The organism is Acidisphaera sp. L21, from assembly GCF_009765685.1.
Classification (GTDB): domain Bacteria; phylum Pseudomonadota; class Alphaproteobacteria; order Acetobacterales; family Acetobacteraceae; genus LMUY01.
Genome location: NZ_LMUY01000071.1, coordinates 18505 through 45115 on the forward strand (window position 1 = coordinate 18505; position 26611 = coordinate 45115).

At 66.6% G+C, this 26611-nt stretch carries 26 protein-coding genes; 9 read left to right on the forward strand and 17 right to left on the reverse strand.

Annotation, left to right across the window (positions count from 1 at the left end; genetic code table 11):
- A partial coding sequence (locus GSQ76_RS13455) for a class II aldolase/adducin family protein (protein WP_174247342.1) occupies positions 1-474 on the forward strand: 474 nt, incomplete at its 5' end.
- 35 nt (positions 475-509) lie between these two features.
- Here the strand turns inward: GSQ76_RS13455 and GSQ76_RS13460 are convergent.
- Positions 510-1262, reverse strand: coding sequence for an ABC transporter ATP-binding protein (locus GSQ76_RS13460; protein WP_216851040.1), 753 nt, complete (start codon positions 1260-1262; stop codon positions 510-512).
- Positions 1263-1283: 21 nt separating this feature from the next.
- Positions 1284-2459: an ABC transporter substrate-binding protein gene (locus GSQ76_RS13465; RefSeq protein WP_216851043.1), complete on the reverse strand. Its 1176-nt coding sequence runs from the start codon at positions 2457-2459 to the stop codon at positions 1284-1286.
- Between the two features lie 198 nt (positions 2460-2657).
- On the opposite strand from GSQ76_RS13465, the gene GSQ76_RS13470 reads away from it, so the two are divergent.
- From GSQ76_RS13470 to GSQ76_RS13485, 4 genes are all read left to right on the forward strand, one after another.
- On the forward strand, positions 2658-3896 hold the full coding sequence (locus GSQ76_RS13470) for an MFS transporter (RefSeq protein ID WP_158744426.1): 1239 nt from the start codon (positions 2658-2660) through the stop codon (positions 3894-3896).
- A gap of 278 nt (positions 3897-4174) precedes the next feature.
- Complete coding sequence (locus GSQ76_RS13475; protein WP_158744427.1) at positions 4175-4618, forward strand: transglycosylase SLT domain-containing protein; 444 nt, start codon at positions 4175-4177, stop codon at positions 4616-4618.
- 66 nt (positions 4619-4684) lie between these two features.
- The gene (locus tag GSQ76_RS13480; RefSeq protein WP_158744428.1) at positions 4685-5179 is read left to right on the forward strand and encodes a nuclear transport factor 2 family protein; all 495 of its coding nucleotides are present in this window, start codon (positions 4685-4687) and stop codon (positions 5177-5179) included.
- A 284-nt stretch (positions 5180-5463) separates the two neighbouring features.
- Positions 5464-5619: a hypothetical protein gene (locus tag GSQ76_RS13485; protein ID WP_158744429.1), complete on the forward strand. Its 156-nt coding sequence runs from the start codon at positions 5464-5466 to the stop codon at positions 5617-5619.
- On the opposite strand, the gene GSQ76_RS13490 is transcribed toward GSQ76_RS13485, so the two are convergent.
- The gene (locus GSQ76_RS13490; protein ID WP_158744430.1) at positions 5616-6059 is read right to left on the reverse strand and encodes a hypothetical protein; all 444 of its coding nucleotides are present in this window, start codon (positions 6057-6059) and stop codon (positions 5616-5618) included. The genes GSQ76_RS13485 and GSQ76_RS13490 overlap by 4 nt on opposite strands.
- A 94-nt stretch (positions 6060-6153) precedes the next feature.
- Here GSQ76_RS13490 and GSQ76_RS13495 point away from each other — a divergent pair, with 94 nt between their 5' ends.
- Positions 6154-6885 carry a Crp/Fnr family transcriptional regulator gene (locus GSQ76_RS13495; RefSeq protein ID WP_158744431.1) on the forward strand — a complete coding sequence of 244 codons (732 nt, stop codon included), beginning with the start codon at positions 6154-6156 and terminating at the stop codon, positions 6883-6885.
- Between the two features lie 5 nt (positions 6886-6890).
- Here GSQ76_RS13495 and GSQ76_RS13500 read toward each other — a convergent pair whose 3' ends face one another.
- From GSQ76_RS13500 to GSQ76_RS13555, 12 genes are all read right to left on the reverse strand, one after another.
- Positions 6891-7448 (reverse strand): hypothetical protein, encoded by a 558-nt coding sequence (locus GSQ76_RS13500; RefSeq protein WP_158744432.1) that lies wholly within the window; start codon positions 7446-7448, stop codon positions 6891-6893.
- A gap of 63 nt (positions 7449-7511) precedes the next feature.
- A complete protein-coding gene (locus GSQ76_RS13505; RefSeq protein WP_158744433.1) occupies positions 7512-8888 on the reverse strand; it encodes a hypothetical protein in 1377 nt (458 codons plus the stop codon).
- The gene (locus GSQ76_RS13510; protein ID WP_158744434.1) at positions 8885-10192 is read right to left on the reverse strand and encodes a TfuA domain-containing protein; all 1308 of its coding nucleotides are present in this window, start codon (positions 10190-10192) and stop codon (positions 8885-8887) included. The genes GSQ76_RS13505 and GSQ76_RS13510 overlap by 4 nt, the downstream gene beginning before the upstream one ends.
- Positions 10132-11346, reverse strand: a complete 1215-nt coding sequence (locus GSQ76_RS13515; RefSeq protein WP_158744435.1) for a YcaO-like family protein — start codon at positions 11344-11346, stop codon at positions 10132-10134. The genes GSQ76_RS13510 and GSQ76_RS13515 overlap by 61 nt, the downstream gene beginning before the upstream one ends.
- Positions 11340-14642, reverse strand: a complete 3303-nt coding sequence (locus GSQ76_RS13520; protein ID WP_158744436.1) for an AAA family ATPase — start codon at positions 14640-14642, stop codon at positions 11340-11342. The genes GSQ76_RS13515 and GSQ76_RS13520 overlap by 7 nt, the downstream gene beginning before the upstream one ends.
- Positions 14643-14709: 67 nt before the next feature.
- On the reverse strand, positions 14710-16044 hold the full coding sequence (locus GSQ76_RS13525; RefSeq protein WP_158744437.1) for a sugar porter family MFS transporter: 1335 nt from the start codon (positions 16042-16044) through the stop codon (positions 14710-14712).
- Between the two features lie 58 nt (positions 16045-16102).
- On the reverse strand, positions 16103-17314 hold the full coding sequence (locus GSQ76_RS13530) for a multidrug effflux MFS transporter (protein ID WP_216851044.1): 1212 nt from the start codon (positions 17312-17314) through the stop codon (positions 16103-16105).
- 42 nt (positions 17315-17356) lie between these two features.
- On the reverse strand, positions 17357-17578 hold the full coding sequence (locus GSQ76_RS13535) for a hypothetical protein (protein ID WP_158744438.1): 222 nt from the start codon (positions 17576-17578) through the stop codon (positions 17357-17359).
- Positions 17579-17785: 207 nt separating this feature from the next.
- On the reverse strand, positions 17786-19156 hold the full coding sequence (locus GSQ76_RS13540; protein ID WP_158744439.1) for an MFS transporter: 1371 nt from the start codon (positions 19154-19156) through the stop codon (positions 17786-17788).
- Positions 19157-19224: 68 nt separating this feature from the next.
- Complete coding sequence (locus GSQ76_RS13545) at positions 19225-19548, reverse strand: DUF4387 domain-containing protein (RefSeq protein WP_158744440.1); 324 nt, start codon at positions 19546-19548, stop codon at positions 19225-19227.
- 9 nt (positions 19549-19557) lie between these two features.
- Positions 19558-20919 carry an acyclic terpene utilization AtuA family protein gene (locus tag GSQ76_RS13550; protein ID WP_254070397.1) on the reverse strand — a complete coding sequence of 454 codons (1362 nt, stop codon included), beginning with the start codon at positions 20917-20919 and terminating at the stop codon, positions 19558-19560.
- 39 nt (positions 20920-20958) lie between these two features.
- Entirely contained in the window at positions 20959-22338 is a 1380-nt protein-coding gene (locus GSQ76_RS13555) for an LLM class flavin-dependent oxidoreductase (protein ID WP_158744441.1), read from the reverse strand.
- A gap of 220 nt (positions 22339-22558) precedes the next feature.
- On the opposite strand from GSQ76_RS13555, the gene GSQ76_RS13560 reads away from it, so the two are divergent.
- Positions 22559-23599, forward strand: a complete 1041-nt coding sequence (locus GSQ76_RS13560) for a LacI family DNA-binding transcriptional regulator (protein ID WP_158744442.1) — start codon at positions 22559-22561, stop codon at positions 23597-23599.
- A gap of 13 nt (positions 23600-23612) precedes the next feature.
- On the opposite strand, the gene GSQ76_RS13565 is transcribed toward GSQ76_RS13560, so the two are convergent.
- The gene (locus GSQ76_RS13565) at positions 23613-24407 is read right to left on the reverse strand and encodes a hypothetical protein (RefSeq protein WP_158744443.1); all 795 of its coding nucleotides are present in this window, start codon (positions 24405-24407) and stop codon (positions 23613-23615) included.
- A gap of 279 nt (positions 24408-24686) precedes the next feature.
- Here GSQ76_RS13565 and GSQ76_RS13570 point away from each other — a divergent pair, with 279 nt between their 5' ends.
- Both GSQ76_RS13570 and GSQ76_RS13575 read left to right on the forward strand, forming a co-directional pair.
- Positions 24687-24881: a hypothetical protein gene (locus tag GSQ76_RS13570; RefSeq protein WP_158744444.1), complete on the forward strand. Its 195-nt coding sequence runs from the start codon at positions 24687-24689 to the stop codon at positions 24879-24881.
- Positions 24882-25043: 162 nt separating this feature from the next.
- Positions 25044-26090: a LacI family DNA-binding transcriptional regulator gene (locus GSQ76_RS13575; RefSeq protein ID WP_158744503.1), complete on the forward strand. Its 1047-nt coding sequence runs from the start codon at positions 25044-25046 to the stop codon at positions 26088-26090.
- Positions 26091-26096: 6 nt separating this feature from the next.
- On the opposite strand, the gene GSQ76_RS13580 is transcribed toward GSQ76_RS13575, so the two are convergent.
- Positions 26097-26611, reverse strand: a 515-nt coding sequence (locus tag GSQ76_RS13580) for an SDR family NAD(P)-dependent oxidoreductase (protein WP_216851045.1), incomplete at its 5' end; no start/stop codon positions are given.

Below are 26611 nucleotides of genomic sequence, written 5' to 3' on the forward strand. Positions count from 1 at the left end.
AGCGCCGTGCACGCGGCCCGGCACGATGTCGGCTGCGTCATCCACACCCACACCCGCGCTGGCATGGCCGTCGCCACCATGAAATGCGGCCTGTTGCCCCTGTCGCAGACCGCGATGCGCTGCATGCCCGTCAGCTACCACGACTACGAAGGCCCCGCGCTGAACCTGGACGAGCGCGCCCGCCTGGTGCGCGACCTCGGCACCACCAACAGCATGATCCTGCGCAACCACGGCCTGCTCACCGCCTCCCCCAGCGCCGCGGAGGCATTCAACACCATGTATTCGCTCGAAATGGCCTGCCGCGCCCAGGTGGACGCAATGGCCGCCAACACCGAACTCACCTACCCGGCGCAAGACGTGGTCGACCTGTCCGTCCACCAATATCAGCCCAAGACACGTCGCCCGTTCGGCCTGCTGGAATGGCCCGCCATGCTGCGCTACCTGGACCGCCGCGACCCGAGCTGGCGGAGCTGACGCAGCGAACTGACGCAACGCCGCCCCGATCCGAGTCAGGCAGCGATGCCCATATACGCGTGCTCCAACTGGTCGTGCAGCCCGGGCGTGTCGCCCGGCGCCTCCAGCACGATGCGACCCCGCGCCAGCGCGTAAACCCGGTTGGCCAGGGCCGCGGCCTTCACCGTCAACTGCTCCACCAGCAGCACCGCAGTACCAGCTGCGCGCAATTGCGCCAGCACCGACAGCACGCGATCCACCAACACCGGCGACAATCCGGCAGATGGCTCGTCCAGCATCATCAGCCGGGGGCGTTGCACCAGGCCCTGCGCCACCGCGAGCATCTGCTGCTGGCCGCCCGACAGGGCGCCACCGCGCTCCCACCGCTTGGCGGCGATTTCCGGGAAATACCCCAGCGCCTCGTCGACGCGCCGCAGCCGCTCGGGCTTAGGAACCGCATAACCCGCGAGCAACAGATTATCCGTCACCGTCAGCGTGGTAAAAACCCGGTGCCCCTCCACCACATGAACCAACCCCGCCTCCACCGCCTGCCGCGGCCCCGACCCGGCGATGCTGCGCCCGTCGAACCGTAAAACCCCAGTCGCCGGCAACAGCCCCGATATCGCCCGCAACAGGGTCGATTTGCCGGCGCCATTCGGGCCCAGCAGCGCCACGATCTCCCCGGCTGCCACGGTCAAGTCCACGCCATGCAGCACGCCCACCTTGCCGTAGCCAGCGTGCAGCCCCCCGATGGTCAGCAACGCTTCATCCGCCAAGATCGCACCCCCTATGTCACCGCGCGCTTGCACGTCAGCCGCCGAACCAGTCCCTCAACCCGGCGCGAGCGTGAAGGCGCCGTCTTTCTGGGAGTTCGCCTGGCTCATCACCACCCCGTCTTGCGGGTAGCCATTATGCTCGCTCGCCGTAAAGCTGTAATCGCCGAAGACGCCCGGATAATCACGCGTCTTGTTCCAATCGGCGATGATGGCGGCGGCCGAACTATCGCCGGCCGCCCCGACGGCGGAGCCGACCAAATTCACCGCATCGCTACCGCAGGCGACCCACCACAGCAGCGTATCGGCCAAGTCCACCTTGCCCTTCAGCTTCGACAGGAATTCCTGCGACCGCGCCGGCAGCTTGCCCGCACTATCGAACGAACAGGACCGGTAGCCGACCATGTAAACCTTGTCCCAATTCGCCGGCTTATCCAGCAACCCGCGGATCTCGCCGGAGCCGAGCGATGGGTGCCCAAGGATCGGCACATCCCACCCCATGCTGGCGCGCGCGTTCATCAACCGCGACAACAGGCCGACCGCCACCGTCCAAACGACGATCGCCTTCGCCCCGGCATCGCGCGCACGCAGCATATCCGGCGACACGTCCGGCTGCGCGGAATCGATCTGCGACTGGTAGACGACCTTGGCGCCATCCTTGCCGAATGCACTGACGGAAGCCGCGACCGCGGTCGTGCCGTATCCCGTGGTGTCGCCGAACACCGCGACGTCTTTCGCGCCCAGGGTCTTGATCGTGTAGTGGCGCACCGCATCGTCCCACTGCCCGTTCGATGGCGCGATGCGAAACGCGTTCGGATATTTCACCGTGTCGATCAGGCTATCGACGACGCAGGGGTGGATGTTGGGCATTTTCGCCCGCGCCATCAGCGGCGTTACCGCCAGCGATTCACCCGAATTCGTCGGCCCCCACACCGCATGCACCTTCGCGCGGCTAATCAGATCCTGCACCGCATTCACCGCCTTGGTTGGGTCGCCCTGGGTGTCGCGCGTTACGATCTCCACCTTGCGGCCTTTCACGCCACCGGCCGAATTGATGACGGCGGCGGCGAATTGCACCCCGCGATCGAACCCCACCGCGGGTGCGCTCGAAGGCCCCGTCAGCGCGGCCAGCCAGCCGATACGAATAGGCTCCGCATTGCCCTGCGCCAGGGCAGGACGTGCCAGCGCCATCGCGCCGGCGCCAGCCAATACATTGCGGCGTTGGATCTGCATGGTTGCGGTCCCCGTCGCGCACAACCTTCGTGGGCGTGCGTCATTGCCTTGGATGTGAGCAGTATTGTCGCCGGGGCGTCAACGCAATTCCGTCCAACCAAGCCGATACTGGTCTGCTTCCCAGCCCCCGCAATGGTCGGCAAGCCGGCCGTAGGCTAGTGTGTTCCGCAACGACACCAATTCCTGGGGACGAAGCGTTTGGCCGAACTGGACTCCCGCGCGTCGTGGACGCGCCTGCTGATCCTCGTGCTGATCGCCACGATCGGCGCCGTCGGCATGTGGTCGATCGTGCTCACCTTGCCCGCAGTGCAGCAGGAGTTTCACGTCGATCGCGGCGCCGCTTCGTTGCCCTATACTCTCACGATGGTCGGCGTGGCACTCGGCAGCGTCATCATGGGCCGCATGGCCGACCGGTGGGGCGTGGCCGCCACCATCGCGGTCGGCGCGGTGTGTTTGGGCGCCGGCTATATCGGCGCCGCCTTCGCGGGCAGCTTGTGGCAATATGCTATCCTGCACGGAGTGCTCGTCGGCATGCTGGGCAGTGCCGCCACCTTCGGCCCCCTCGTGACGGAGGCATCGCATTGGTTCCTGCGCCGCCGCGGCCTGGCCGTGTCGATCTGCGCCTCTGGCAACTACATCGCCGGCACCGTCTGGCCCGGGCTCATTGAGCATCTGGTGCAAACCCAGGGCTGGCGCTGGGCCGAAATCGTCATCGGCACCGTCTGCATCGCCACCATGCTGCCGCTCTCGCTGCTGCTGCGCGGCCCTACACCGGAGGTGCATATCCCAAAGCCCGCACAGGCTGCGGCCGCCTCGGGCAATTTGCTCGGGTTTTCGCCCAATGGGCTCACCGCGCTGCTGGTCTTCGCGGGGATCACCTGCTGCGCCGCGATGGCAATGCCGCAGGTCCACATCGTCGCCTATTGCGGCGACCTCGGCTACGGCCCGGCCAGCGGCGCCCAGATGCTGGCGCTGATGCTGGGCTGCGGCGTGGTCAGCCGCATCGTGTCCGGCTGGATCGCCGACCGCATCGGCGGGGTGCACACGCTGCTACTGGGCTCGATGCTGCAGGGCTTGTCGCTGCTGCTCTATCTGGCATTCGACGGCCTCAATTCGCTCTATGCCATCTCGGCGCTGTTCGGCCTGGTGCAGGGCGGTCTGGTGCCCAGCTACGCCATCATCGTGCGCGAATGCTTCCCCGCGCGGGAGGCAGGGATGCGGTTCGGCTTCGTTCTCATGGCTTCGCTGCTCGGCATGGCGCTGGGCGGCTGGATGTCCGGCCTGGTGTTCGACGCCACCGGCTCCTACCGCGCCGCCTTCGCCAACGGCGTCGTGTGGAACCTGCTGAACGCCGCCATCGCCGTGTTGCTGGTCGTCCGCCAACAAGGCGGGCGGCCGCAGCCGGTAAGCACTGCAGTAGCTTTAAGTCAACCATAGTAAAACTGTAATGAAAGAGGTCAAAAATCCGCGCCCTTCCCAGCAAGCGCGGCAACCGCTATTACCCGCCCATGGATATCAGACTCTCGGCCCTATTAATGTCCTCCATCACTATTCTGGAGGGATGTGCGCCAACTGCAACAATGCCCAATTTGGCCCAAGCTTGGCACGCCAATAGTGTAGCGGCCCCGGTGTCCCAGGTGCCTTTAGCGGACATTACTCCTAAAATCGAAGTCGCCGAGGCGACCGATTTGCAAATTGAGGCCGATCAAGCCCCAATGGCCTTGACAGGCTGCGAAGCAGCTGCCGCGGACGCAGAGCGTGAAAAAGGTCTGCCCCCAGGCCTGCTCACCGCGATTGCCGGGGTCGAAAGCGGCATGCACGCGACTGCGCTGCGCATCGGCGGCCAGCCAACCTACCCGGCGTCGACCGCACAGGCCCGCATCGCCGCCCGGCAAGCCCTACGCCGGTCGCAAAGCGTCATGGCCGGATGCATGCAGGTCAACCTGCAGGCGCACGACCCCGGCGGCAAGCTATGGGCGTTGGAGCCGGAGCATGCAGCCAACTGGGCAGCGGATTACCTGAACGACCTGCATGACCGGCTTGGCTCGTGGCGGTCCGCGATCCAGGTCTATGGCGGCGGCGGCGGCCAACGCTACGTCCGCCGGGTCGAGCGGCATTTGGACGCCGCCCTGCCCAACGAGGTGGCGGAGGCGCCCTGATCGGCATAGCATAGGGCCTGCCTAACCGCCCGGCCTAGTGGCGGCTGCAGGGGAAACCGCGCGGCAATGACCGACGACATCGATATGCCCGCCATCATACGGCGCTACTACAACGGCTGCACCGCCGGCGACCTGGCCGAGCTTGCTGCCACGCTGCATCCGGACGTCGTGCACTACTTCCTGGCGCCGAACGTCGGCTCCCGCCCGGTCGCGGGCGGCGAACATCTGGCGCGGTACTGGCGCAAGATCGCGCGCCGCATCCAGGCCCGCTGGGTGGTCGACCACGTCCTCGCCGCAGGCAACGAGGCCGTCATCGAGTGGACGATGTTCTGGTGCCCGGCGCCGGGCCAGCCCCGCATCGCGACGCGCGGCGCCGAATGGTTCGTGTTTCGCGACGGGCTGATCGCGGAAATCCGGTCCTACTACCAGCAGCGCGACGCCACGACCGAGCTTGAAGGTTTCCCCTACGCCGCCCGCCACTACGCTGTCCCCGGACAAGAATACAGCCAGCAACATACAGATGCAGTACCGACCATGGCTTGCGAGCCGAACTCGCCGTAAATCATCGCGTTGCCGCGCCGCACTGTGACGCACGTCACCTGCCTCCGGAGCCGGCACATGGCACTGTCCGCCCGGTTGCAGGTCGGCGGCAACGACGGCGTGACGTGCAACGGTCATCCAGCGTGCCCCGGCAGTTTGGGGGACGCGTCGCATGCCATTCGCTTTCGGTTTTCTGGCAGCACTCACGCCCCCGATCATCGTCACCGCGCCAAACGGGGCACTGGCGCCGGCTTGATCTTGCAAACCGACGCGCAGCGCCAGAACTTGGATCTGATCGAGGCTTATTGGCGCGCGCTCGCACCAAGTGCGGTGCGCGATTTCGCCCTGCGCTGGTGGCCGATCTGCGTGCCAGCGTGGACGGCCATGGCCCCTACGCGCAGCGGGAGATTGCCGACCTCATCTCCCGCCTTCTCTTTGGCATCATGGATCCGCCGACCTAGGCGCCGCGGCGGATCTGCGGGCGAAGCGGCAACGGGTCCCGCGATTGCTCCCTCGTCGTCGGCGTGATGCCATCCGCATGGTCCTCCAGCGCCGACAGCGCCTCCCGCATCGTGGGATAGCGGCCCAGGTCCTTGCCGAACGCGCACTCCCACACCACGATGCGGTCGCCCTGCCGTGCCACCCCCCAGCGGGCCCAGACGGTGCCCGGCGCGTAGATCAGCACCAGGTCGGGCTCACGCGGTTCACTGCCACCCTCGTGCACCACCACGCGCGCGACGCCAGGGTGGTCGCACGCGGACTCCCACAGGCAAAGATCGATTTTATCCCGCGTGAGCAGACGATCGCCCAACGGTTCGCGGTTGGAGAATGGAATGACGGTGCACATGGCGCCCTGCATCTGCTGTTCGCCACCGTTGTAGTTACGCAACTGCATGTTCACGTTTGACCCGCGTCACATCCAATCGGCCGCTGCAACGTCGCGCCCGCGCTGGGGCTGTGCCAATGTAACTTCTCCAGCCCGGAGTGTCGGTGGCATGAACACGGTGGCCGATGCCGCTGATGACGCAACCCAGCATGCGCGCCTGCTCGCCCGCACGCCGATGTTCAAAAGCATCGCGCCCGAGCATCTGCGCCACCTGACCGACCGTGCCATCGCCCGGTCGATGCACGCCGGCGACATCCTGTTCCGCCGGGGCGACCCCGGTACCAGCATGTTGGTGATCCTGGCCGGCCAGATCCGCATCGCCCTGCCCGGCCACGAAGGGCGCGAGCAAGTGTTGCGCATCCTGCAACCGGGCGATGTACTGGGGGAGTTGGCGCTGCTGGACGGGCGCAACCGCACCGCCGACGCCGTGGCCGAAACCAATGGCCGCCTCCTGCAGGTCGAACGCCGCGACATGCTGGAGGCGATGCGCAGCAACCCGGACCTCGCCTTGGCCGTGCTCACGATGCTGACCGAGCGGTTGCGCGCCACTAACTGGCTGCTAGAGTCGATGCTGTTCTACGACGCCGGAGGCCGGCTGGCCGCGACCCTGCTGATGCTGGCGCAAGGCCGCCCCGGCGGCCGCGTCGACATCACCCAGGGCGCCCTGGGCGAACGCATCGGCGCCGCGCGGGAAACGGTGAACCGCCGCCTCCGCGACTGGCAGACCGAGGGCATCCTGTCGCTGGAGCCCGGCCGCATCATCGTGAAGGACCTGGTGGCGCTACGCCGCTACGCCCCGCCCACCGACATGGACAATGGCGAGATCCCGCAGATCTGGTAGCCTGCCTAGCGGGAGCGCCCGACGAATTCGGCGCGTCCAACCAACTCCGCCCGGCCCACCAGATCGGCCCGGCGCACCTCGTTGCCCCCGGTCACGTTGTTGTCGCCAGCCATCTCGTGCAGCAGCAGATCCTTGATCCAGCCGATCCGGATGTCGATCCGGACCGCCATGTCCAACTGGTCGAACGTCCACATCTGAACGCCCTCCGTGAACACCTCGGACTTGAACTCGATCCCGACCACACCGATCGACGCATCCGGTGCCTCGAAGCCGGACTGCACCGGCACGCCCTCGGCGAACACCATGAACACCACCGGCTCCGGCAGCTTATAGTAGTTGCCGAGGTAGCTGAAACCGTAGATGCGGGCCAGGCTCGGCGTGAGACCGGCCGTCTTTGCAGCACGCAGCGACGCGGCAAGTTGGTGATTGGCGCTTTTGGACACCGCCACGTCGTTGACGGTTAGCCCGGTGAAGGGTCGCCCGAACATTCTCACGGTGCCGGGCGCCAGCAGCCCCTCACCCAGCGGATCCCCATCGAATAACTTATCAGTGGCCTTCGGCATGCTGGGTCTCCTCGTAATCGTCGTCTGTCGGGCGAACCGTATTGTTCAGCGCAGGCAATGCAGTCAGTGGCCGTGCCCACGATGGTTCCGCCGCACCATGCTGTTCGCGTGGAGGAACGCAGCGTGCTCGCTTTCCCGGCGCCGGGCCGGATCGCCGCTTACATAGCAAATCGTCTCGCGCTCAACAGTCAGATACGGTCTCGGATCGATGCCACGGTCCAGGAACAAGTGCAACATGGCGCGGATATGCTGTCGTTCGCCCAGGCGGCAAACGGCAGCTAGCACGCAGGCGGCGACGCGCGCGAAATTCAGCGTCTCCGGATGCAGCATGTGCATCGCTTGCGCCATGCCGTAGCCGACGGCATCCCGCGCCTCCAGCAGCGCGTCGGCGAAGGCGGCGGGGAATTGGTCGAACTGCCGGGCGAAATGCCGGTGCAATTGCGGCAGCACCCGTTCGACATGCGCCGGTTCGGCATTGCGGGCATCCATCTCCGGCCCCACCAATCCCCGCGCCGCCAGGCGGTTTTGGAAAACCTCGGCCAGCAGATCGAAGATCGCCCCCGTCAATGGCTCACCCAACGCGTGTTGGTTGCGGTCCTTGCCCGTCGGGTCATCCCAATCGCCACTGGGCAGCAGGTGCAGGTCGGCGACGTCCGCCATGGTGGTCGCATTGGACGCCACGCGGATCTGCTGGTTGTCGGAATAGCGCCCGATGCGGTTGACCAGATTCAGCGCGTGCAGGTTCCCGCCGGTCTGCGTCAGCAATCGCACGATGACGGATTGAAACCGCAACACGCCGATCACGGCGACCAGATCGGCGAACGATTCGTGGAAGGCGAGGTACTCCGCCGTCAACGCGCCAGGCGCCGGCACGCCGACCGTGGCGAACAGAATCGCATGGCCAATCTCGTGCGCCACCACATCGAAATTCAGGCAGAACAGATGCTGCCGCTTCTGCTCGTTCACGATGATGCCGGTTTCCAGAAAGCCGGGACCGGAATGCGCGTTCGGCCAATCGACGGTCGGGATCAGCTCCAATTGCGGAATTTGCGGCGCGTGCCACCATTGTACGGGGCGGCCAAGATAATGCTCCCAAATATCCAGCGTGTGCCGCGCGCCGCCGTACAGATGCGCCGCCAGAAATTGCGGCGCCTCGACGGGGATCTGGTCGAAATGCCCAGCGCTACTTGGCATCGCCGGTGCGTATTCGCGACCACGGAACGGCGGCCCATACTCCGGCGGTTCGTATTCTGTCTTGTCCACCGCATTGGCGACATACATCTGGTCGTCCGCCGGCCCCGGGCGCACGCTGCCCGGCCGCGGCGACAGGAACGCCGTCTCGGGTTCCGCATAGCCGGCGAACAATTCCGGAAACAGCCGAACGCGCGTGCCGCCCCCGTGCAGCGCCCCAGCCTGCAAATGGCGCGCGGAATAGATCAAGCCAGCCCCTCCACGTCGAGCCGGAACCGGCACAGGACAGCAGCCCGGAAATCATCGGCACCACCCCAACCCAGCGACGCAGCGAATGCCTCGACCGAGGCAGGATGGCCGCCGGGCAACCGAGCGAAATACCAATCGAGCGCGGCATCCATCATCGGCCCCTGCAGACTGGCAGCGGGCAACGCCCGGCTTTGGTCCGCTTGCCGCAACAGGCCGCCAAGCGCCCCGCTGGCCCGCAACTCGTCCACCAGCGCGCCCAATGGCGGATCGTTCGGAATATGGTCGGGCGTGGTCTGCAACAGGCGAACCAATGCCGCCTCGTCCAGACGGTTTTCGCTCAGCCACCGATCCAGATCATCGCGCAGGCCCAAGCCGCGGGCAAGCCGGAAGGTCGAGAGAACCTGGCGCAGATCGCCGGGTTCGGCGGGCCGGGTGGCAATCCGGCCGGCGGCGGCAACGCTGGCCGCGCGCCATGCTGCCGGGTCCAGCCGAAGCTGATCCAGCGCCGCGGCAATCTCCGGATCCGCTGCATCGCCACACCGCTCCGCCCCCGCCACGAAATTGCGCCAGGCAAGCGGGGCGTTGAATGCAAACGGCGCCTCGAACGGCTGCGTGGTATCGGCCGCCGCCATCGCGTCCAACAGTGCCAATGCGTCCGCCTGCTTGCACGACGTGTGAAACCGCGCCAGCGCCATGCCTGCCAGCCGATCCAGCGCCGCCAGGGTGCGTTGACGGTAATGGATCGCTTTCATGGCCGCCGCCAGCCGCAGCACGGTGGTTTGGTCGATCGCACCGTCGGCCAGTGCCGCCAGCAGCGTGGTCCGGATGTCGACCATCGCGACGCAGAGTGGGCGATACCCGAATTCGGCCGGGGCATGTTCGACCGCCACCTCGTCATCATCCTCGAACGCGTCGGCAAAACCGCCAAACTGCCCATCGCGATACGCGGCGAAGATCCGGCCAATCCCCACCATCCCGAACGCGTGCAATTCGGCCGCCCGCAAGGCGCCCATCGATGCCGCCCCGAACACATGCACGCCCTGCGACATCGCCCAAAGCAATTCCCGATGCCACACGGCCGGGGCGCCACCGAACACCCCGTCGACCAATCCGATCGCGCCCGGCCGATAACGTTGCACGGCGCGCCACACATCGCCCTGCCGCGCCGGGGGCAGCACGGTCGCCGCCAGACGCGCCCGCGCCTCGTCCGCAGCCAGGGTCGGGCCAATGAAAACCAGCGTCCTCAGGATGGCATCGCCCTGGCGCGCGCCCCAGGCCAGTAGCCGCCGCCCGGCCGGGTCCATGGCCCCTCCAGCCCCGGCACGATGACGCGAACGACCGGAATGCCAAATTCCGGCCGCTCCAGATCGATCCAGACTGCGCCTCCAGCCCCGGCGTCCTCCAACGCGGCACACACGATGCGCAAATCGTCGCCGATCGTCGGCCCCGCGCAATCCGGTGCCTCGTGGTAATCGCGTTCCCCCGGCCCGCGCATCCAGGCCCGCGCCGCCGCGCGACGGCGACGCGTCGCGGGTTCGCCGTATCCCTCCACCGGCAGGTCGTCGCGCGCGCCGGAAATCACCGTCAGCCGCGCCTGCGCCGCCTCCCCCACCGCCCGCAGCAGCGCCACGGCCCGGTCGGGGTGGCAGCCACAGCCAAGTTCCGGCTGCACCCCATCGGCCCCATCCAGCAGGCAGGCGAATGCCGGCACCCGAATGTCGGACGTCACGTCCCAAATCTGCGCGGCCACCCCGGCATCGGCGATCCATTTCAACCAGGCGCGCGCCGCCGGGTCATCCACGCTGGCCATGTTCAAGGCGCACCGATCCTGCATCACCGCTGGCATCGCCTGCCACAGCGCCACGGCATCCCGCTCCACCACCTCGCACAGCGCGTGCACCAGCGCCTCCTGCCGGTGGTTGCCGCTGGCCAGTCCGTTCGTGGTGGCCTGAAGATCCGCATTGGCCCCGATCGCCGCCGCCGTCAGGTCCATTCGCACCAGGTCGAACGGCACCCAGACACATCGCCCATCCGCAAGGCTCGTGCCCGGCGTCCACAGTAGCGGCTGGCCGCGCAGATCGCCGGGCCCGGTGCGGGCCAGCGTGTGTGGATCCAGCGCGGCGCCATGCCGCCCGATCTCCGCGAAGCGACCCTGGCGCAGCGGCAGATCGGCGGTCTCCGCGTGAAACGTCTCGATCGCCTCCATCACGGCAGACACCTTGGCCGCCGCCAGAGTAGCGCCCTTGCCCTGATGCACCGCGATGGTTTTGGAATTCGGGCGATAGGCGGCCGCGACCGGGATGCCGATCGTGTCCAGCCCGGTCAGCACCGCAACCCGGGTAATCCCCGCCGCGGCTGCGATCGGCGCCACCCGGGCCAAAGTCTCCTCCGGCGTCGCCGATCGATGAGTGCCCTGCCGGAACACTTTCTCGGCTGGCCCGGCGGCCGGGTTCAGCACGCCTGCTTCACACGCAATCGCTGGTGCAATCCATTCAGGGCCTGGTCGGCTCGCTGCCACTCAGCGCCCTCGTGGTCGGGCGCTGCGTCCAACCCCTGCTGCAGCACGGCCACGGCTTCCGCCAAATCCCCGCCCTGCGCCAACGCGGCACCCCGGTCGGCGGCGATGCGCAGGCCCAGCGTCGCCACGCCCTGCGCCGTCGCGATATCCGCGGCCTCTGCCAAGATGGGCTGCACCAGCAGGCCCGACCGGCAGGCTGCCATGGCCGCCGCGGTGATGCGCAACACCTCCGGCAACCAGATCCGCAGGCCGGTGGCGGCGAACTGGCTGCGCGCCGCAACCAACTCCGTCAGCGCACGCTCTGGATTACCAGCAGCCAATAGTGCCTCGGCCAACAGGCAGACGAATATCGGGAAATCTTCGCTCGTGCCGATGTCCTTCTGCCGCGCAAACCCCTCCCGCAGCAGGCGCAGCCCCCCAGCCGCGTCCTCCTGCACGGCGGTGGCCCAGCCGCGGTAGATCTGCACCTTCGCCTCGTAATCGGCCAAACCATGCTCGATCGTTGCGTCGGCCAGTTCCTCCGCGGCCTTGAACGCCGCCGCGTGGCTCTGCCGCATGGCATGAAACGTCAGCGCGCAATCCATGCTGTGGACCAGGCTGCCGCGATGGCGCAATTGCCGCGCCCAACCCAGCGAGCGTTCGTGATGCGGCCGGCCGCCCCCGGTGCGCCCCTGCATCCAATGCACGAAGGCGAGTTGCCCGTGCCCGCAGGCCCGTGCGTCGTGCCCGTATACCGTGGCGTGTTGCCGCCAATCATCCTCGCCGTACAGCGCCAGCCCAGCCTCGATATGCTCGCAGCAACGCTCGAACTGGCCTAGATTATAGGTGCTGGCCCAGTTGCAGTGATGCGCCTGCATCAGCGCGCCCGGGTCGCCGTGCATATGCGCGCGTTGCAGGATCCAATCCGTCCGCTCCCGCTTGATGCGGAAATCCTTCGCCAGCCGCTGCCAGCCCCAATACAGCGGAAAATGCGCCGGCTCCTCCGCCAGGCTGCGGCACAACTCGTAGGACCGGTCGTAATGCTCGCGGGTTTCGGCCGCACCGGGGCCGTTCAGCGCCATCAGCACCGGGCCCAACAGGGCGAGCAATTCCACCTCCAGCTTGGCCCGCTCGGGCGATGCCGCCGTCGCCTCCACCGCCGCCAGGCCGCGCCGCAACAACCGGCTCGCCTCCGTGATGGCGGACGTCGCAACCGCCCGCCGCCCCGCCTCCACCCAGCATTCGGCAGCGGCGGCGAACTGCCCGGCCTCCGTCAGATGCAGGGCCAGGATCGCGGGCTGGTCGTTCGCCACGTTGGGATGAAGCCGCTGCAGCGCGCCCGCCGCGCGTTCGTGCAGATGGCGGCGAGTGTCGCGCAACAGGCTGCTATAGGCGATGTCGCGTACCAGCGCGTGGCTGAACACGAAATCGTCGGCGCTGGCCGTATCCCGCCGCAGCACCCCGCCTTCGACCAGGCTCAGCAACGACTCGTCCAACTCGGGCCGCGGCAGGCCCATGACCAGGCCCAGCAACACCCGGTTGACCCGGCGTCCAATGACCGACGCCGCCTGCGCCAACTCCTTGGACACCCCAGCGCGGTCCAGCCGCGCCATCAGCGCCTCCTGCAGCGAGGACGGTACGTCCTGGCCATGCCCATCGCCCCACCGCAGCGACCCGGTGCCGGTGAAGCCCAGGCGGATCTGCCGAATCACCGCCTGCACGAACAGCGGCACGCCATCCGTCCGCTCCACGATGCGGGCCAGCAGGGATGCCGGCATGTCCGCCGTGCCCAGCAGGTCGGCCGCCATCGCGCGCACCTCATCCTGCCCCAGCCGATCCAGCGTGATGTCGACGATCGGGCTCTCGGCTGGCCAGAACGGTTGCAAATCCGGCCGCGTCGTCAGCAGCAACAGCAGCCCGGATGGCCCGACCCGTTCGAACAGCCGCGCCAGCAACTCGCTGGTGCTGGGGTCCAGCCAGTGCGCGTCCTCCACCAGGATGCAGCCCGGCCCGGCGCCCGCGTTCGCAATCAGCATGTCGCTCAGCGCCGCCAGCGTGCGGTCGCGTTGCTGCCTGGCACTGACGTCGGCCAGCCGCGCGGCGTCGAATGGCAGCCCGGCCAACTGCGCGATCAGGTCGGCCGCAACCTCCCCGCCCGTCGCAGCGTCCCGCAGCCGCCGCGCCCGTGCCGCGCCATTCACCGCGGCGTAGTCCCGCAAATACTGGGCAATGGGGAAGAACGGCGTGTCGAAATCCAGGTCCGACCCGGCCAGCGTCACCACCGCACCGGCAGACAACCCGTTGCGGCGCATGAAGCTCTCGACCAGCGCGGATTTGCCCACCCCCGCCTCGCCCCGGATCAGCACCACCCGCCCGGCGCCGGCCTTGGCCTCCTGCCACAGCATATCCAGCGTGGCCGACTCGCTGGACCGCCCGCGCAACGGCAGCGTAACGTCGAACCCGGCCGTCCGCGGCAGCCCGCTCGCCTCCCGCACCACGCGCCAGCACCGCACCGGCTCGCCCAGCCCCTTCAACTCCCGCAGGCCGAGGTCCTCGGTGACGAACAAATGCCCGACCCGGTCGTATGTGGTGTTGCCCACCACCACGCCGCCGGGTGGCGCCGCCACCTGCAGCCGGGCAGCCAGGTTCAGAACCGAGCCGGTCGCCGAGAGCGGATCCGGCCCATCGCCATCGAACAGATCGCTGAGGATGACGCTGCCGGTGGCGATCCCGATCCGCACCGCCAATGGCAGATCCGGATACGGACGGATCGACTCCATCGCCCCATTGATCTCCAACCCGGCACGAACCGCACGCAACGGATCGTTCTCATGCGCCACCGGGTAGCAGAAATAGGCCAGGATCCCATCGCCGAGAAACTTCGCGACATAGCCGCCCATCCGGTTGATTGCCGCGGCACACCGCTCCCGGAACTCGGTCAGGACGTCCAGCATCGCCTCATCGCCGATCTGCTCGCCCAGGCCGGTCGAGTTCACGATGTCGATGAACATCACCGTCAGCGGCCGGCGTTCGCCCTGCACCAGGCGGTGGGCACGCTCGGCCTCGATCGCATCGGGCGGCGGCGCCGGCCATCGCGCCGCAACCTCCCGCTGGAACCGCCGCCGCTCGCCCAACAGCAAGCCCAGCCCACGAAGGTCTTCATCCGTCAGCGACGGCACCTCCGCCAGCGTGATCCGCTCCGCCTGAAACGCGGCGATGCGATCCTCCAGGCCTAGGGAGCGGAGCCATTCTTCCAACCGAGCGTCCTCGTCGTACTTCGGGAAACTAGCGTGAATTGGAATGAATCTGCGAGCCACTTTCGGTTTATTCGGTCCGTTCCCAATCTGCCTCGATCTGTTCCAGCGTCTTGCCCCGGGTTTCCGGCACCAGTGTCCAGGTAAAAACGAACCCGCCCAGGCTGAACACGGCGTAAATGAAGAACGTCAAACCCGCGCCCACCCCATCGATCAACAGCAGGAAGGTGAGCGCGACGGCAAGGTTTGCGCCCCAATTGGCGAAGGTTGCGGCCGAGGTGCCCTGCCCCCGTGTCGCCAGCGGGAAGATCTCCGAAATCAGCAGCCAGAACACCGGCCCCAGCCCGACCGCGAAGAACCCGACATAGGCCGCCAGGCTGAGCGCGGTGATCCAGCCCAAAAACCCCCCGCTGCCACCCAGCAGAAACCCGGTCCCCAGCACGCACAGCGAGGCCGCCATGCCGGCCAGCCCCGTCAGCAACAATGGCCGCCGCCCGGCCCGGTCGACCAGGCGCATGGCCACGATCGTCATCACCACGTTCACCAACCCGATACCCGCCGTGGCCAGGATGGTGGCCGAGTTGCTGCCGAGTCCGGCCGCCTTGAAGATCGCCGGGGCGAAGTAGATGACCGTGTTGATGCCGGTCACCTGCTGGATGATCGCCAGCCCCACCCCGATGATCAGCGGCTTGTAGTTGCGCTGGGCGGCAAGCTGGGCCCGGCGCTCGACATGCGCCTCCTTGTGTAGATCGGCGCGCAATTCGGCCAGCTCGGCATCGGCCACCGCCGGGTCGCTGCGCAGCCGCAGCAGGGCGGCCCGTGCGGCGTCGTTTCGGCCATGGCCGGCCAGCCAGCGCGGACTCTCCGGCACCGTCAGCATGCCGCAGAACAGCACCAGCCCCGGCACCGCCCCCAGCCCCAGCATCCAGCGCCACCCGGCGTCGTAGGACAGGACGTAGCCGACGAGATAGGAAACCAGGATGCCGATCGTAATCATCAACTGGTTCAGCGACACGATGGCGCCCCGCCCGGCCGGGGCCGCGATCTCCGCCAGGTAGATCGGCGTCAGCATCGAGGCAACGCCGATGCCCGCGCCCACCAGCACCCGGCCAACGATGAGCACGCTGAGCACGGGCGCGATCGCGGACACCACGCCGCCCAGCACGAAAATGGCCGCCACGACGAGGATCACCGGACGGCGGCCAAACCGGTCCGACAACCAGCCAGCCCCGATCGCGCCGATCGCCGCCCCGCCCAGGGCGACACTGGTCAGCACACCCTGCATCAGGGCGCTGAGCTGAAAGGCTTGCTTCAGGAACGGCAGGGCGCTCGAAATCACCCCGGTGTCGTAACCAAACAGAAGCCCGCCCAGCGCGGCGACGAGGGCGATCAGGCTTTGTGACACGGCTGGTTCTCACCCCTTGGTTGACGCCGGGTTTTAGACCACGACGACCGGGAATGTGCTACGCGGCAGTCCTGCCCACCGTCTGGATTGCCAGCGCGGTCACCGACGTCGCGGCCAGGATGGCAACGATGGGCAGGCTGGTGTGCAGGGTGAACAGCCCGATGCCGGATGAAATGACCGCGCCCACGCCAAGCTGGATAAACCCCAGCAACGCCGCCGCGCTGCCTGCATTGCGCGAGAACGGCGCCATCGCCATCGCTGCGGCGTTCGGGTAGGTGACCCCGGTACACGCCAGCACCACGAAGAACAGCGCCAGCGTGCTGTATAGCCCATACCAATCCGCCAGGCTCCCCAGCAGAAACAGCAGCGCCGCCGCGACCTGCACGCCGAGAAACCTGCCGAACAGGACCCGGGCATCATACCGCCGCAACAGCAGCACATTCGCCTGGCTGCCACCGATGAACCCACCCGCCAGCAGCGCGAAACTGAGGCTGAACAGCGCCGGGGTGAGGTGGAATTGCTCCATGAAGATGATCGGCGCACCCGCCACATAGGTGAACAGCCCAGCGAACGAGAACGCCCCGGCGAACGCATACGGTGCGAAACCGCGATCCCGCAGGATGGCGCCATACTCCGCCAGGATCGGACCGGGCCGGAGGGAGATCGCGCGGTCCGGCGGATGCGCCTCCGGCAGCACAAACCAGGTCACCACCACGATGACGGCCACGATCGCGGCCAGCACCCCGAACACGGCACGCCACCCCGCCACCGCGATCACCAGCCCGCCCACGGTCGGGGCAAGCAGTGGCGACACCGCGATGAACAGGAACAGCATCGACAGGATGCGGGCGTTGTCCTCGACTGGGAAGAAATCCCGCACCATCGCGACCGACGCCACCTGCGCCCCGCATCCCCCCAGCGCCTGCAGAAACCGGATCGCGATCAGGCTCGGCAGCCCCGTCGCCATGGCACAGCCAGCCGACGCCGCGATGTAGATGAGCAAGCCGAGGCACAGCGGCAGCTTGCGCCCGAACCGGTCCAGCACCGGGCCATAGACCACTTGCCCCACCGCAAGCCCGATGAAGTAGCTGGATAGTGTCGCCGCCACCTCGGACGTCGCGACACTGAACGCCTCCGCCACCCCGGGGAAGGCTGGCAGATACATATCGATAGAGAAAGGGCTGATGACGCCGAGTGCGCCCAGCAGCGGGATGAGAAACACCGGCGCGGTTCGCTGGGCAGCCAATGGCGTATCGGTCTCCGGAAGCATCGCGCGTCCCGGAGCGTTAACGGACGGGATGGTGAAGCAGGTTTAGAGCGCGTGCAACTTCCCGGCGTATTCCAGCCGCGCAATCTCACCCGGCATCAAATCCAGATACCGCGCCTGGTCTGGCAATGTGACCCGGAGCCCTTTGGCCGTCACCTCGACCGACACCACGCCCGGGTGCAGGATCTGCTGCTGCCCGATCAGCGGTTGCACGGCAACGGTGCCGGACACCTCATACCGCTGCCCCACCCTAATGGTCGCCGACATCGTTTTGACTCCGTATTCACGAGATATTCCCAGCGCATTCTGCCTGTAACCTAGTGTTGCGGATAATCACGGCTCCGCGAGACGGTCCAGCTCGCCAAATCCTCCTTCAGCGACTTGTTGAAACCATCGTGAGCCGTCGATCGTCATACTCCGGCACGCCAAAGCCCGGCCACGGCGGCAGGGAAGCGCCCCTGCCGCCGTGTCGGTTCAGCCGGTGACGGGCTGCAGGACCAGCATATCCTCCGCATCCACCTCCTCCAGGGAGCGGCCGCGGGTTTCGATGCCGATTGTCGCCACGATGAGCGCCTGTAGGATGAACCCGCCGGAGATCAGCGCCAACACGCCCGTCAGCCCGTAGCTGATGTAGAGCGCCGTCACCAGGAACGGGATGCCGACATTGGCCAGCCGCCCGGTCGTGCTGCACAGGCCCACACCGCGCATCCGCACGCTCGTTGGGAACAGTTCCGGCACGTAGGCCGCGATGCTGAGCGCGCCGACCGCGAAGATCATCACCACCAGGAAGAACCCGACCGTCAGCAGCGGCACCGGATCGGTCATGTGCGGGTAGACCAGGCCCAGCGCGCAGGCCGCGATCGACAGCACCACCGTGCCCCATTTGCGTCCAACCGATTCCGACATGGCGTAGCCCAGTACCGAGCCGACCGGCGCGCCCAACGTCATGATCGCCGTGTAGCCGAGCGAGGAGGTGACGGTCATCCCCTCCTTCACGAAGAAGGTCGGCATCCACCCGATGAAGCCATGGGTGATCAGGTTGTTGATCACGTTGATCGAGATGCCCGTGATCGTGCGGCGTAGCAGACGCCCCTGGAACAGTTGCGTAACACTGGTCCGCGGTACTACCGGCGCCACGCCAAGCCGGGCCGGTGTGACGTCGGGTTCGCGGCCCAGCGCCTCGGTCTCGATCACCCGCGTCAGCGCGTCGGCTTCGGCGATGCGGCCCTTGCTTTCCAGCCAGCGCGGCGACTCCGGCATGTTCTTGCGCATCAGCCAAACGATGCCCGCACCGACGCCCGCAATCGCGAACATCCAGCGCCATCCCAGATAGGGAATGATCAGCCAGCCGCCGAACGTCGCCACCATCAGGGCGGAGTTGGTGCAGAAATGCATGATCGACGCCGCTTTGCCACGCGTCGCCGGCGGCACGAACTCACTCAGCGTCGCGTAGCCAAGCACGATTTCCGCGCCTAGGCCCAACCCCATGATGAAGCGGAACCCGCTGAGCCACATGATCGAGGGCGCGAACGCCGCCGCCAGCGACGCCAGGCCGAACAGCGCCAGGTTGAACTGGTAGGAGAACCGGCGGCCATACCGGTCGCCGAGAATGCCCGACACCCAGGCGCCGATCATCATGCCCAGGAAGGTGCAAGACAGGAACCATGCATTGTTCTGCACGGTGGAAAACCCGTCCCGAACCATCGCACCCAACACGCCCGCGGCGAGATAGATATCGAACCCATCGAAGAACATGCCCGCCCCGATAAGGGCGAGCGTGCGTCGATGGAACGAAGAATTTGGCAGCCGGTCCAACCGCTGGCCGACCGTCATTTGTACACTCATACGCTTTCCCCCCTTATTCGGCAGTTCATGCCGTGTTTATCCAACCGTCTTTGTCGCCGTGTTCGGCCTCAGCGCAGATCGTTGAGCGGGATGTCGACATCCAGCAGTGGCGCGTGCTGTTGCGCGCCATAGACGTCGGTGTCACCGAAATCGCCGGCCGGAACCAACCGCGGCAGCGTCGCCTTGAACGCCGCGGCGGTGTCGTAGGGCGTGAACAGCACGTCCTGCTCCGCCACGCCGTACAACTTGGCGAACAGCGCGGCATTCAGCACGCCCGTAGCCTTCACCCGGCGATACAGATCATGGTCCTCGAACAACACGTCGATGGTGACCATGAACGGCCCGGCGTTCTTGCTCTTGCAGATCTGCGCGATGTCGCGAATGCGTGCCATGGTCCGTCCTCACACAGTCTCATATTCGATCGGGAACATCTCGTACGGGTCTTTGGGTGTGACCACGTGGAAGACGCTGAAGCGATACATCGCGCCGAGTTCGATGTCGGACGGGCTGTAAGGAAACGCCATATTCCCCTCCTTGCAGAGCCGCCCCGGGAAATCGGCATGCAGCATCGACGTGCGCGCCATGGCCAGCACGGCGTTGGCGATGTCCTGCGTCTTACCGAGTACCTCGATCACGAAGCCCAGTTCGTGCGACGTGATTTCCTTCACCGGCTCCCACCCCGCCATCACGCCATCCTTGCCGTAGGTCCGGACCAGCATGGTGTAGTCGGTGGGTGGCACGCCAAACGAGGCCGCTTTGGCCGCCACTTTGGCGCGGTGCGTCTCTAGATAGCTGTCGACCTGGCCGATCAACACCGGATCGCGTGTGCCGCAAATGCTGATCGCCCGGAACCCGGCCTCCTCCACGCCTTCCAGCTTGATGGTGTAGGTCTTGGCCGGCGTCCACGTCATCCCGCTGACCTTCACTGCGCGATCGTTGATCGCCTCGAACACGCACTCGCTGGTGTCCAGCAGGCCGCCCGGTTCGGTGTGGTGGATCGGGCTGCTATTCTCGTGCAGCGCGAAATTGGCAACCGCAAGCGGCGTGGAGCGGCGGATCGGGTTCGGCGGTTCGCAGATAATGTGGTCGTCGCGGACCCGCAGGAAAATGTTGTCCGGCTCCTTGGGCACGGTCGGCTCGGCGCCGCATTCCAGCATCTTGCCGGCATACCAGGACGGCGCCGGGTTGAAGCCCGCGCGGATCGCTGGACCAGCCCATTGCGCCGGGTCACTGCTGCGCCCGGCCAGAATTACCTGCGCGCCGCCATCCAGCGCACGCGCAATCGGTTCCGGCCCCATCATGCCGACGATGCGGGTTGCCCGCTTCACCGTCGCCGCATCCAACGGCTTCATCTTGGCCAGCGGACGCGTCGCGCCTGCGTTGATGCGCTCGATCAGCGACTCAGCACTCTGCTCGGAATGGATCAGCGCCATGCGGAAGGACAGGCCTTCTTCCCGCGCGATCTCCCGCACCAGCGTGGCAGTGTCCTGCAGATGCGGCTCGCCACCGGCACCGCCGGACGTGCCGATGATGCAGGGGATCTTCGCCGCCACGGCCGCGATCAGCATCAGCCGCAAATCCCGCTTGACCGACAGGCGCGAGCAGAAGGACTTCCCGGCGCCAAGATAATATGGCCCCGGATCGGTGCTGCCGCCGTCGCAGCCAATGACGTGCGGCTCCCAACTCATCCCGATCTTCAGCGATTCTTCGGCGTATCCGTAGCCAAGGATGCCGGAGGTGGACAACATTCTATATTCGTTCAACGCATGCTCCTGGAGCAGATCTTCTGCGAAATCGGCGGTCTACGAGGCGTCGCGCATCGGCTCGGTGCGCCAGTCACCCGCATTGGGGCGCGGCAGGCCAAGGTTTTCGCGCAGCGTCGCCCCCGCATAGTCCTTGTGATACAGCCCGCGCCGCTGCAATTCGGGCACGATGTAGCGGGCGAAATCCTCGAACGCACCCGGGCTATGCGTCGCCGCCAGCACGAAGCCGTCGCACGCCCGCGCGTTGAACCATTCCTCCATCTGGTCGGCCACGGCGGCCGGCGTGCCGCAGAAGATCGGGAACTCCCCGATCGTGCCGCGACCGGAGAAATGCACGAAATCGCGCACCGTCGGGTTCGGCTTGCCGCTCATCGAAATCACCCGCTCGCGGAAACCATCCCACGACAGCTTGCGCAACTCGTCATCGGTGAATTCGGAATCCATGTCCTTGCTGCCGAAGTCGAAATTCAACGCCTCGGACAACAGCACCACGGCATCGACGGGTTTGGCCAGGGCGCGGATATACTCGCGCTTTTCCTCGGCCGCCGCCTGCGTATCGGCAACGCACACGTAGCAGGCCGGGCACACGTTGACGCTGTCGGGGTTACGCCCGGCGGCAGCCACCGCGGCCTTCAACTCACCATACTGCTTCTTGCCCGCGGCAATCGTCGGATACACCACGAAGATCAACTCGCCCCACCGCCCGGCGAAGCTACGGCCGCGACCGCTCTGCCCCGCCTGGATCAGCACCGGATGCCCCTGCGGCGAACGCGGCACCGGCAGCGGCCCCTTGGACGAAAAATACTTCCCCCGATGGTGGAGCGCATGCACCTTGGCCGGGTCGGCGAACTTGCCATTCGCCTTGTCGACGATCAGCGCGCCGTCCTCCCAGCTATCCCAAAGGCCGAGCACGACCTCCATGAACTCGTCGGCCCGCTCGTAACGCAAATCATGCGCCAGATGCTCGGTGCGGCCGAAATTCTCCGCCTCCGAGTTGTTGAGCGAGGTGACGACGTTCCACGCCGCGCGTCCCTTCGTCATCAGGTCCAGCGTGCCGAACAGCCGGGCCACATGGAACGGCTCGTAATAGGTGGTGGAATAGGTGACGCCCAAGCCCAGCCGGCTGGTCACCGCGCCGATCATGGTGACGATGGTCGCCGGGTCCATCTTGACCACGCGCACGCCGTTCTCGACCGCGGCGCGATAGTCGTTGCCGAAGATGTCGGGCAGCGCCAGGCGGTCGTCGAAGAAGGCCAGGTGGAACTTCCCCTCCTCCATCACCCGGCCCAGGCGCTGGAAATACTCTGGCGAGGTGAAATCGGTCGCCCCCGCCGGGTGGCGCCACGAGCCTGGCGAGATGGAGCAATTCTGCGCCTGCAGGAACCCCACCATCTTCATCTGCCGTTGCGTTTCGCTCATCGAGCGGCTCCTTCCTCGTCTTGGACCTTTTGCCGGTCGGAAATGACCGGATGTTGCGCAATCGTTTGTCCGCGCTAAGTCGGATCTAAATTGAGTTGTCACCTCACTGTCAACTGATATCATTCGATCATTGCTAGCGCTTTGAAGTCTAAAACTTTGCTGCACTGCGATGCGTTGCGCAAATGTTTGCCCATTCGGCGATTATGGTATGCTGATACTTATGCGAGATCCGACTCTATCGAACCGCCGCGCCACCATCGTCACCCTGTCGCGTGAGGCAGGCGTGGCGCCCTCCACCGTCTCCCGTGCCCTCAAGGGCGAGGGACGCATCTCCGCGGAGATGCGAGCCAAGATCGGCCGCCTGGCGAAGGAACTCGGCTACACCCCCCACGCCTCCGCCCGAACCATGTCATCAGGCCGCAGCGGCCTCATCGGCATCGTCGGCGGTCCGGCGGACAACCCGTTCTATACCGAGCTGCTGCACGAAACCGTTCGCCAGGTCGTCGACCGCGGCATGCGCATGCTGATGATCCATGCCGGCACCGGGCCCATCGAAAGCCGCACGGCGGATGCGCTGCTGCAATACCAGGTGGATGGCTGCCTGTTCAGCTCGGTCGAGTTACCGTCTAAAATCGCCAGCGTGTGCGCGGCGAACGGCGTGCCGGTGGTGATGGTCAATCGCGTGGCGCGGCTGCACTCCAGTGCCGTCACCTGCGACAACGCCATTGGCAGCGCGCAGATCGCCGAATTGCTGGTGCGCGGCGGCCATCGGCAGATCGCCCTGGTCCGCACCTCCAGTTCCTCCTCCACCGGGATCGAGCGGGATGCCGGGTTCACGCGCTACCTGGAACAGGCCGGGCTGCGGCCGATGCTGCGCCTGGATGGGCATTCCACCTACGAGGGCGGATTCGCCGCCGGGCAGCACATCGCCGCCCTGCCCGCCGGCAAACGGCCGGATGCAGTCTACGCCATCAGCGACATCATGGCGTTCGGTGTGCTGGACGCGTTCCGGCTGGCCGGGCTGCAGGTGCATGCCGACATGGCAGTGGCTGGGTTCGATGGCGTGCCGCAATCCGGCCGGCCGATCCACGACCTCACCACCGTGGAACAACCCTTGCCCGCGATGGTCGGCCGCGCGCTCGACCTGCTGCAGGCCCGCATGCTGGACAAGACGCTCACGGATGAAACCGTGTCGCTGCGGGGGCGGCTGATCATTCGCGGCTCCACCCGCCCGGTGCCCGACTACATGAGTGAGGTTTAGCAAGCAGCGACGGTTAGGCCAGCCGCAGCCGCCGCAGCCCCAGCAACCCCGCGGACCAGCCGACCGACACTATGAGTGCCGCAATCAGCGCCGCCGCGATCCCCAGTGGCGGAATGGCCAGATGCAGCACCAGCAGCATCACCCCGAACCCCAGCATGGCCCGCAGCGCATTGGCCGCCAGCAACGACGTCGCTACGCCGCCGATGCGCGGCTGCAGAATGACGATGAGGCTGGTGAGGCTGATCGGGAACACCGCGATGATCCCCGTCGCCTGCGGCCCCAGCACCGTGCTGATGGTCAACACCGTCAGCACGAAGGCGCCCACCGCCGCCCCGCGCAACGGCAGGTCGAACCAGCGCCTCCGAACCGACCCAGGCGCCGTCGCACCCGGCGGCGGCGTGGTGCCCAACAGCGCGAACCCGCCGCCGAACACCACGATGTTGACGGCCAGCGCCGTAACCGGTGTCCAAGCGATCCGTTGGATCGCCAGGCTGGCCGCAAACCAGGCCAGCAGCGCCAGCCCAAGCGGTGCCCAGGACGCGCTACGCCGCACCAGTCGCCCATAGACCAACAGGAACAACCCGGTCGAGGCATTGGCCGCACAACTGGCCAGCGCGCTGGCTGCCACGAAACTCGCATCGTGCTGCATCGCCAGGAACAAATAGGTCGGCCCGGTCGACACCGGGACACTGGCGATGAACGCCCCCCAGAACGGCCCGAGCGACTCGCCCAACGCCGACGCACACATGACCAGGATCGCGGTTGCCATTGCCCGGCCGAGCAACACCAGCCACGGCAGCGAACCCATGACGCCCCACCCTTCTAGGCGCCGGCAATCATCCGGCGCGCCCACTTCGACTGCCTGAAGCGTTCCACCCTGGCAACGCCGCCGCCAACCCCCCAGCCATGCGTCGCCCACCAGGCCATCGCAGATCCCGGCAACGCAGCGAGGCTCGACCGTCATGACGCAAAAATAAGGATTTTCGCTTAGCACCGGTTGCGATTCTAGGTTAAGCCCGCGCCATGCCGCGCGGAAAATGCTCGATTCGTGCTCCGTACGGCCAGGGTGCGACGAGGGAGAGATTGCGTGTCGATAACCGGACTGCGCCTACCGCGTAAACAGGGCTCGACGATCGGGAAGATTTTGGCCGTGATGGTCCTCGTCGTCATCCTGGCGGGCGCCGGCGGCTTCGTGGTCCTTGGCGCCTTCCCGCCCAAGGCCGCCGCGGTCGAGATCACCAAACCCCTGACGCTGCCGCCCACACCCACCGTGAGCGGCTGACAGGCCCGCCTTTCAACCAGGGCCTTTCAACTAGGGCCTTTCAACTAGGGCCTTTCAACCAGGGCTTTCGGAGCAAGACCTTCGAACCAGGGCAATCCGCTTGACCGCCGCCGATGCGCTCTCCAAGGGTAACCCCGTGTCATGAACAGCCCGCGCGGTTTGATGAAGCATCGGTTCCCACAAGCAAGCCCACAAGCACGGCCCCGGCTGCGACGGCCCACGGCGCACGATGTTGCCCGGGTGGCCGGCCTGTCACAATCCGCCGTGTCCCGGGCATTCACACCCGGCGCCAGCATCTCCGATGATGCCCGGCTGAAGGTGCTGGCGGCGGCGCAAACCCTCGGCTACCGCCCCAATATGATCGCACGCTCGCTCATTACCGAGCGCTCCGGCACCATCGGCCTCGCCATCGGCTATATGGAAAACCAGTTCTACCCCGCGATTCTGGAGGCGCTTTCGACCGAGTTCGCGGCCGCCGGGTATCGCCTGCTGCTGTTCACGCAGGGCCCACGCGACGATTCCGATCCGTTGCTGGACGAGGTGCTGCGCCATCGTGTCGACGCGGTCATCCTGGCATCCGTCCGCATGACCTCGAAATTCGCCGAAGAATGCTCCAAGGCGCAGGTCCCCGTCGTGCTGATCAACCGCCGGACCGAGGCCGAGATCGCCTCCAGCGTCACCGGGGAGAACCGCATTGGCGCCCAGGCCATCGCGGCGTTCCTGGTTGCCGGCGGCCACCAGCGCTTCGCCTACATGGCCGGATTGGAGGATTCCAGCACCAGCCGGGAACGTGAGGAAGGCTTCAGCGAAGGCCTGGGCGCGCTGGGCCAGCCAGCCCCGCTGCGCGTCGTCGGGAACTACGATTTCGAGGCAGCCCGTGCCGGCACAAAGCGGCTGCTGTTGCGCAAACAGCCGCCCGACGCGATCTTCTGCGCCAACGACCACATGGCGTTCGCGGTGATCGAAACCGCCCGGTCCGAATTCGGCTTGACCATCGGCCGGGACATCTCGGTCGTCGGCTTCGACGACGTGGCGCTGGCGGCGTGGCCCAGCTTCATGCTCACCACTTATTCCCAGCCGATCCAGCCCATGGTGCATCGCCTGGTGGAAATCACCCTGCAGCACATCGAACAGGGCGGCGGCGACCCGATCCGCGATATCGTGCCCGGCGCGCTCATCATCCGCACTTCTGCCCGCCTACCGCAGTAGCGGCGCCTACTCCGCCGTCCAGCCACCATCGATGACCACCGAAGACCCGGTCATCAACGCCGAGGCCGCGGAGGCGAGGAACACGATCGCCCCCATGATGTCCTCCACCTGGCCAACCCGGCCGAGCTTGATCTTGCTCAACACGTCGGTCCGGAACGCCTCGCTCTCGAAGAACGGCCGGGTTAGCGGGGTTTCGATGAAGGTGGGGCATACCGTGTTGACGCGGATGCGATGCGGCGCCAGGTCGATCGCCATCGCCTTGGTCAACCCCTCGATCGCGTGTTTGGACGCGCAGTACACAGTGCGCCGGGCGCCGCCCACATGGCCCATCTGCGACGACACATGGATGATCGACCCGGCGATCCCAGCCGCGATCTGCCGCCGCGCCACCGCCTGCGCCACGAAGAACGCGGCCCGCACGTTCAGGCCCATGATCGCGTCGAAATCCGCGATGGTGACCTCGGCGAACGGCGCCGGGCGGTTGGTGCCGGCGTTGTTCACCAGCGTGTCGAACGGTGCGG

Bases quoted from the DNA above. Each gene is read 5' to 3' on its own strand.
- GSQ76_RS13555 (WP_158744441.1), bottom strand. From the start codon at position 22,338: ATGAGCGAAACGCAACGGCAGATGAAGATGGTGGGGTTCCTGCAGGCG.
- GSQ76_RS13545 (WP_158744440.1), bottom strand. From the start codon at position 19,548: ATGGCACGCATTCGCGACATCGCGCAGATCTGCAAGAGCAAGAACGCC.
- GSQ76_RS13480 (WP_158744428.1), top strand. From the start codon at position 4,685: ATGACCGACGACATCGATATGCCCGCCATCATACGGCGCTACTACAAC.
- GSQ76_RS13475 (WP_158744427.1), top strand. From the start codon at position 4,175: ATGGCCTTGACAGGCTGCGAAGCAGCTGCCGCGGACGCAGAGCGTGAA.
- GSQ76_RS13535 (WP_158744438.1), bottom strand. From the start codon at position 17,578: ATGTCGGCGACCATTAGGGTGGGGCAGCGGTATGAGGTGTCCGGCACC.
- GSQ76_RS13575 (WP_158744503.1), top strand. From the start codon at position 25,044: ATGAAGCATCGGTTCCCACAAGCAAGCCCACAAGCACGGCCCCGGCTG.
- GSQ76_RS13560 (WP_158744442.1), top strand. From the start codon at position 22,559: ATGCGAGATCCGACTCTATCGAACCGCCGCGCCACCATCGTCACCCTG.
- GSQ76_RS13540 (WP_158744439.1), bottom strand. From the start codon at position 19,156: ATGAGTGTACAAATGACGGTCGGCCAGCGGTTGGACCGGCTGCCAAAT.
- GSQ76_RS13530 (WP_216851044.1), bottom strand. From the start codon at position 17,314: ATGCTTCCGGAGACCGATACGCCATTGGCTGCCCAGCGAACCGCGCCG.
- GSQ76_RS13565 (WP_158744443.1), bottom strand. From the start codon at position 24,407: ATGGGTTCGCTGCCGTGGCTGGTGTTGCTCGGCCGGGCAATGGCAACC.
- GSQ76_RS13495 (WP_158744431.1), top strand. From the start codon at position 6,154: ATGAACACGGTGGCCGATGCCGCTGATGACGCAACCCAGCATGCGCGC.
- GSQ76_RS13500 (WP_158744432.1), bottom strand. From the start codon at position 7,448: ATGCCGAAGGCCACTGATAAGTTATTCGATGGGGATCCGCTGGGTGAG.
- GSQ76_RS13510 (WP_158744434.1), bottom strand. From the start codon at position 10,192: ATGGACCCGGCCGGGCGGCGGCTACTGGCCTGGGGCGCGCGCCAGGGC.
- GSQ76_RS13465 (WP_216851043.1), bottom strand. From the start codon at position 2,459: ATGCAGATCCAACGCCGCAATGTATTGGCTGGCGCCGGCGCGATGGCG.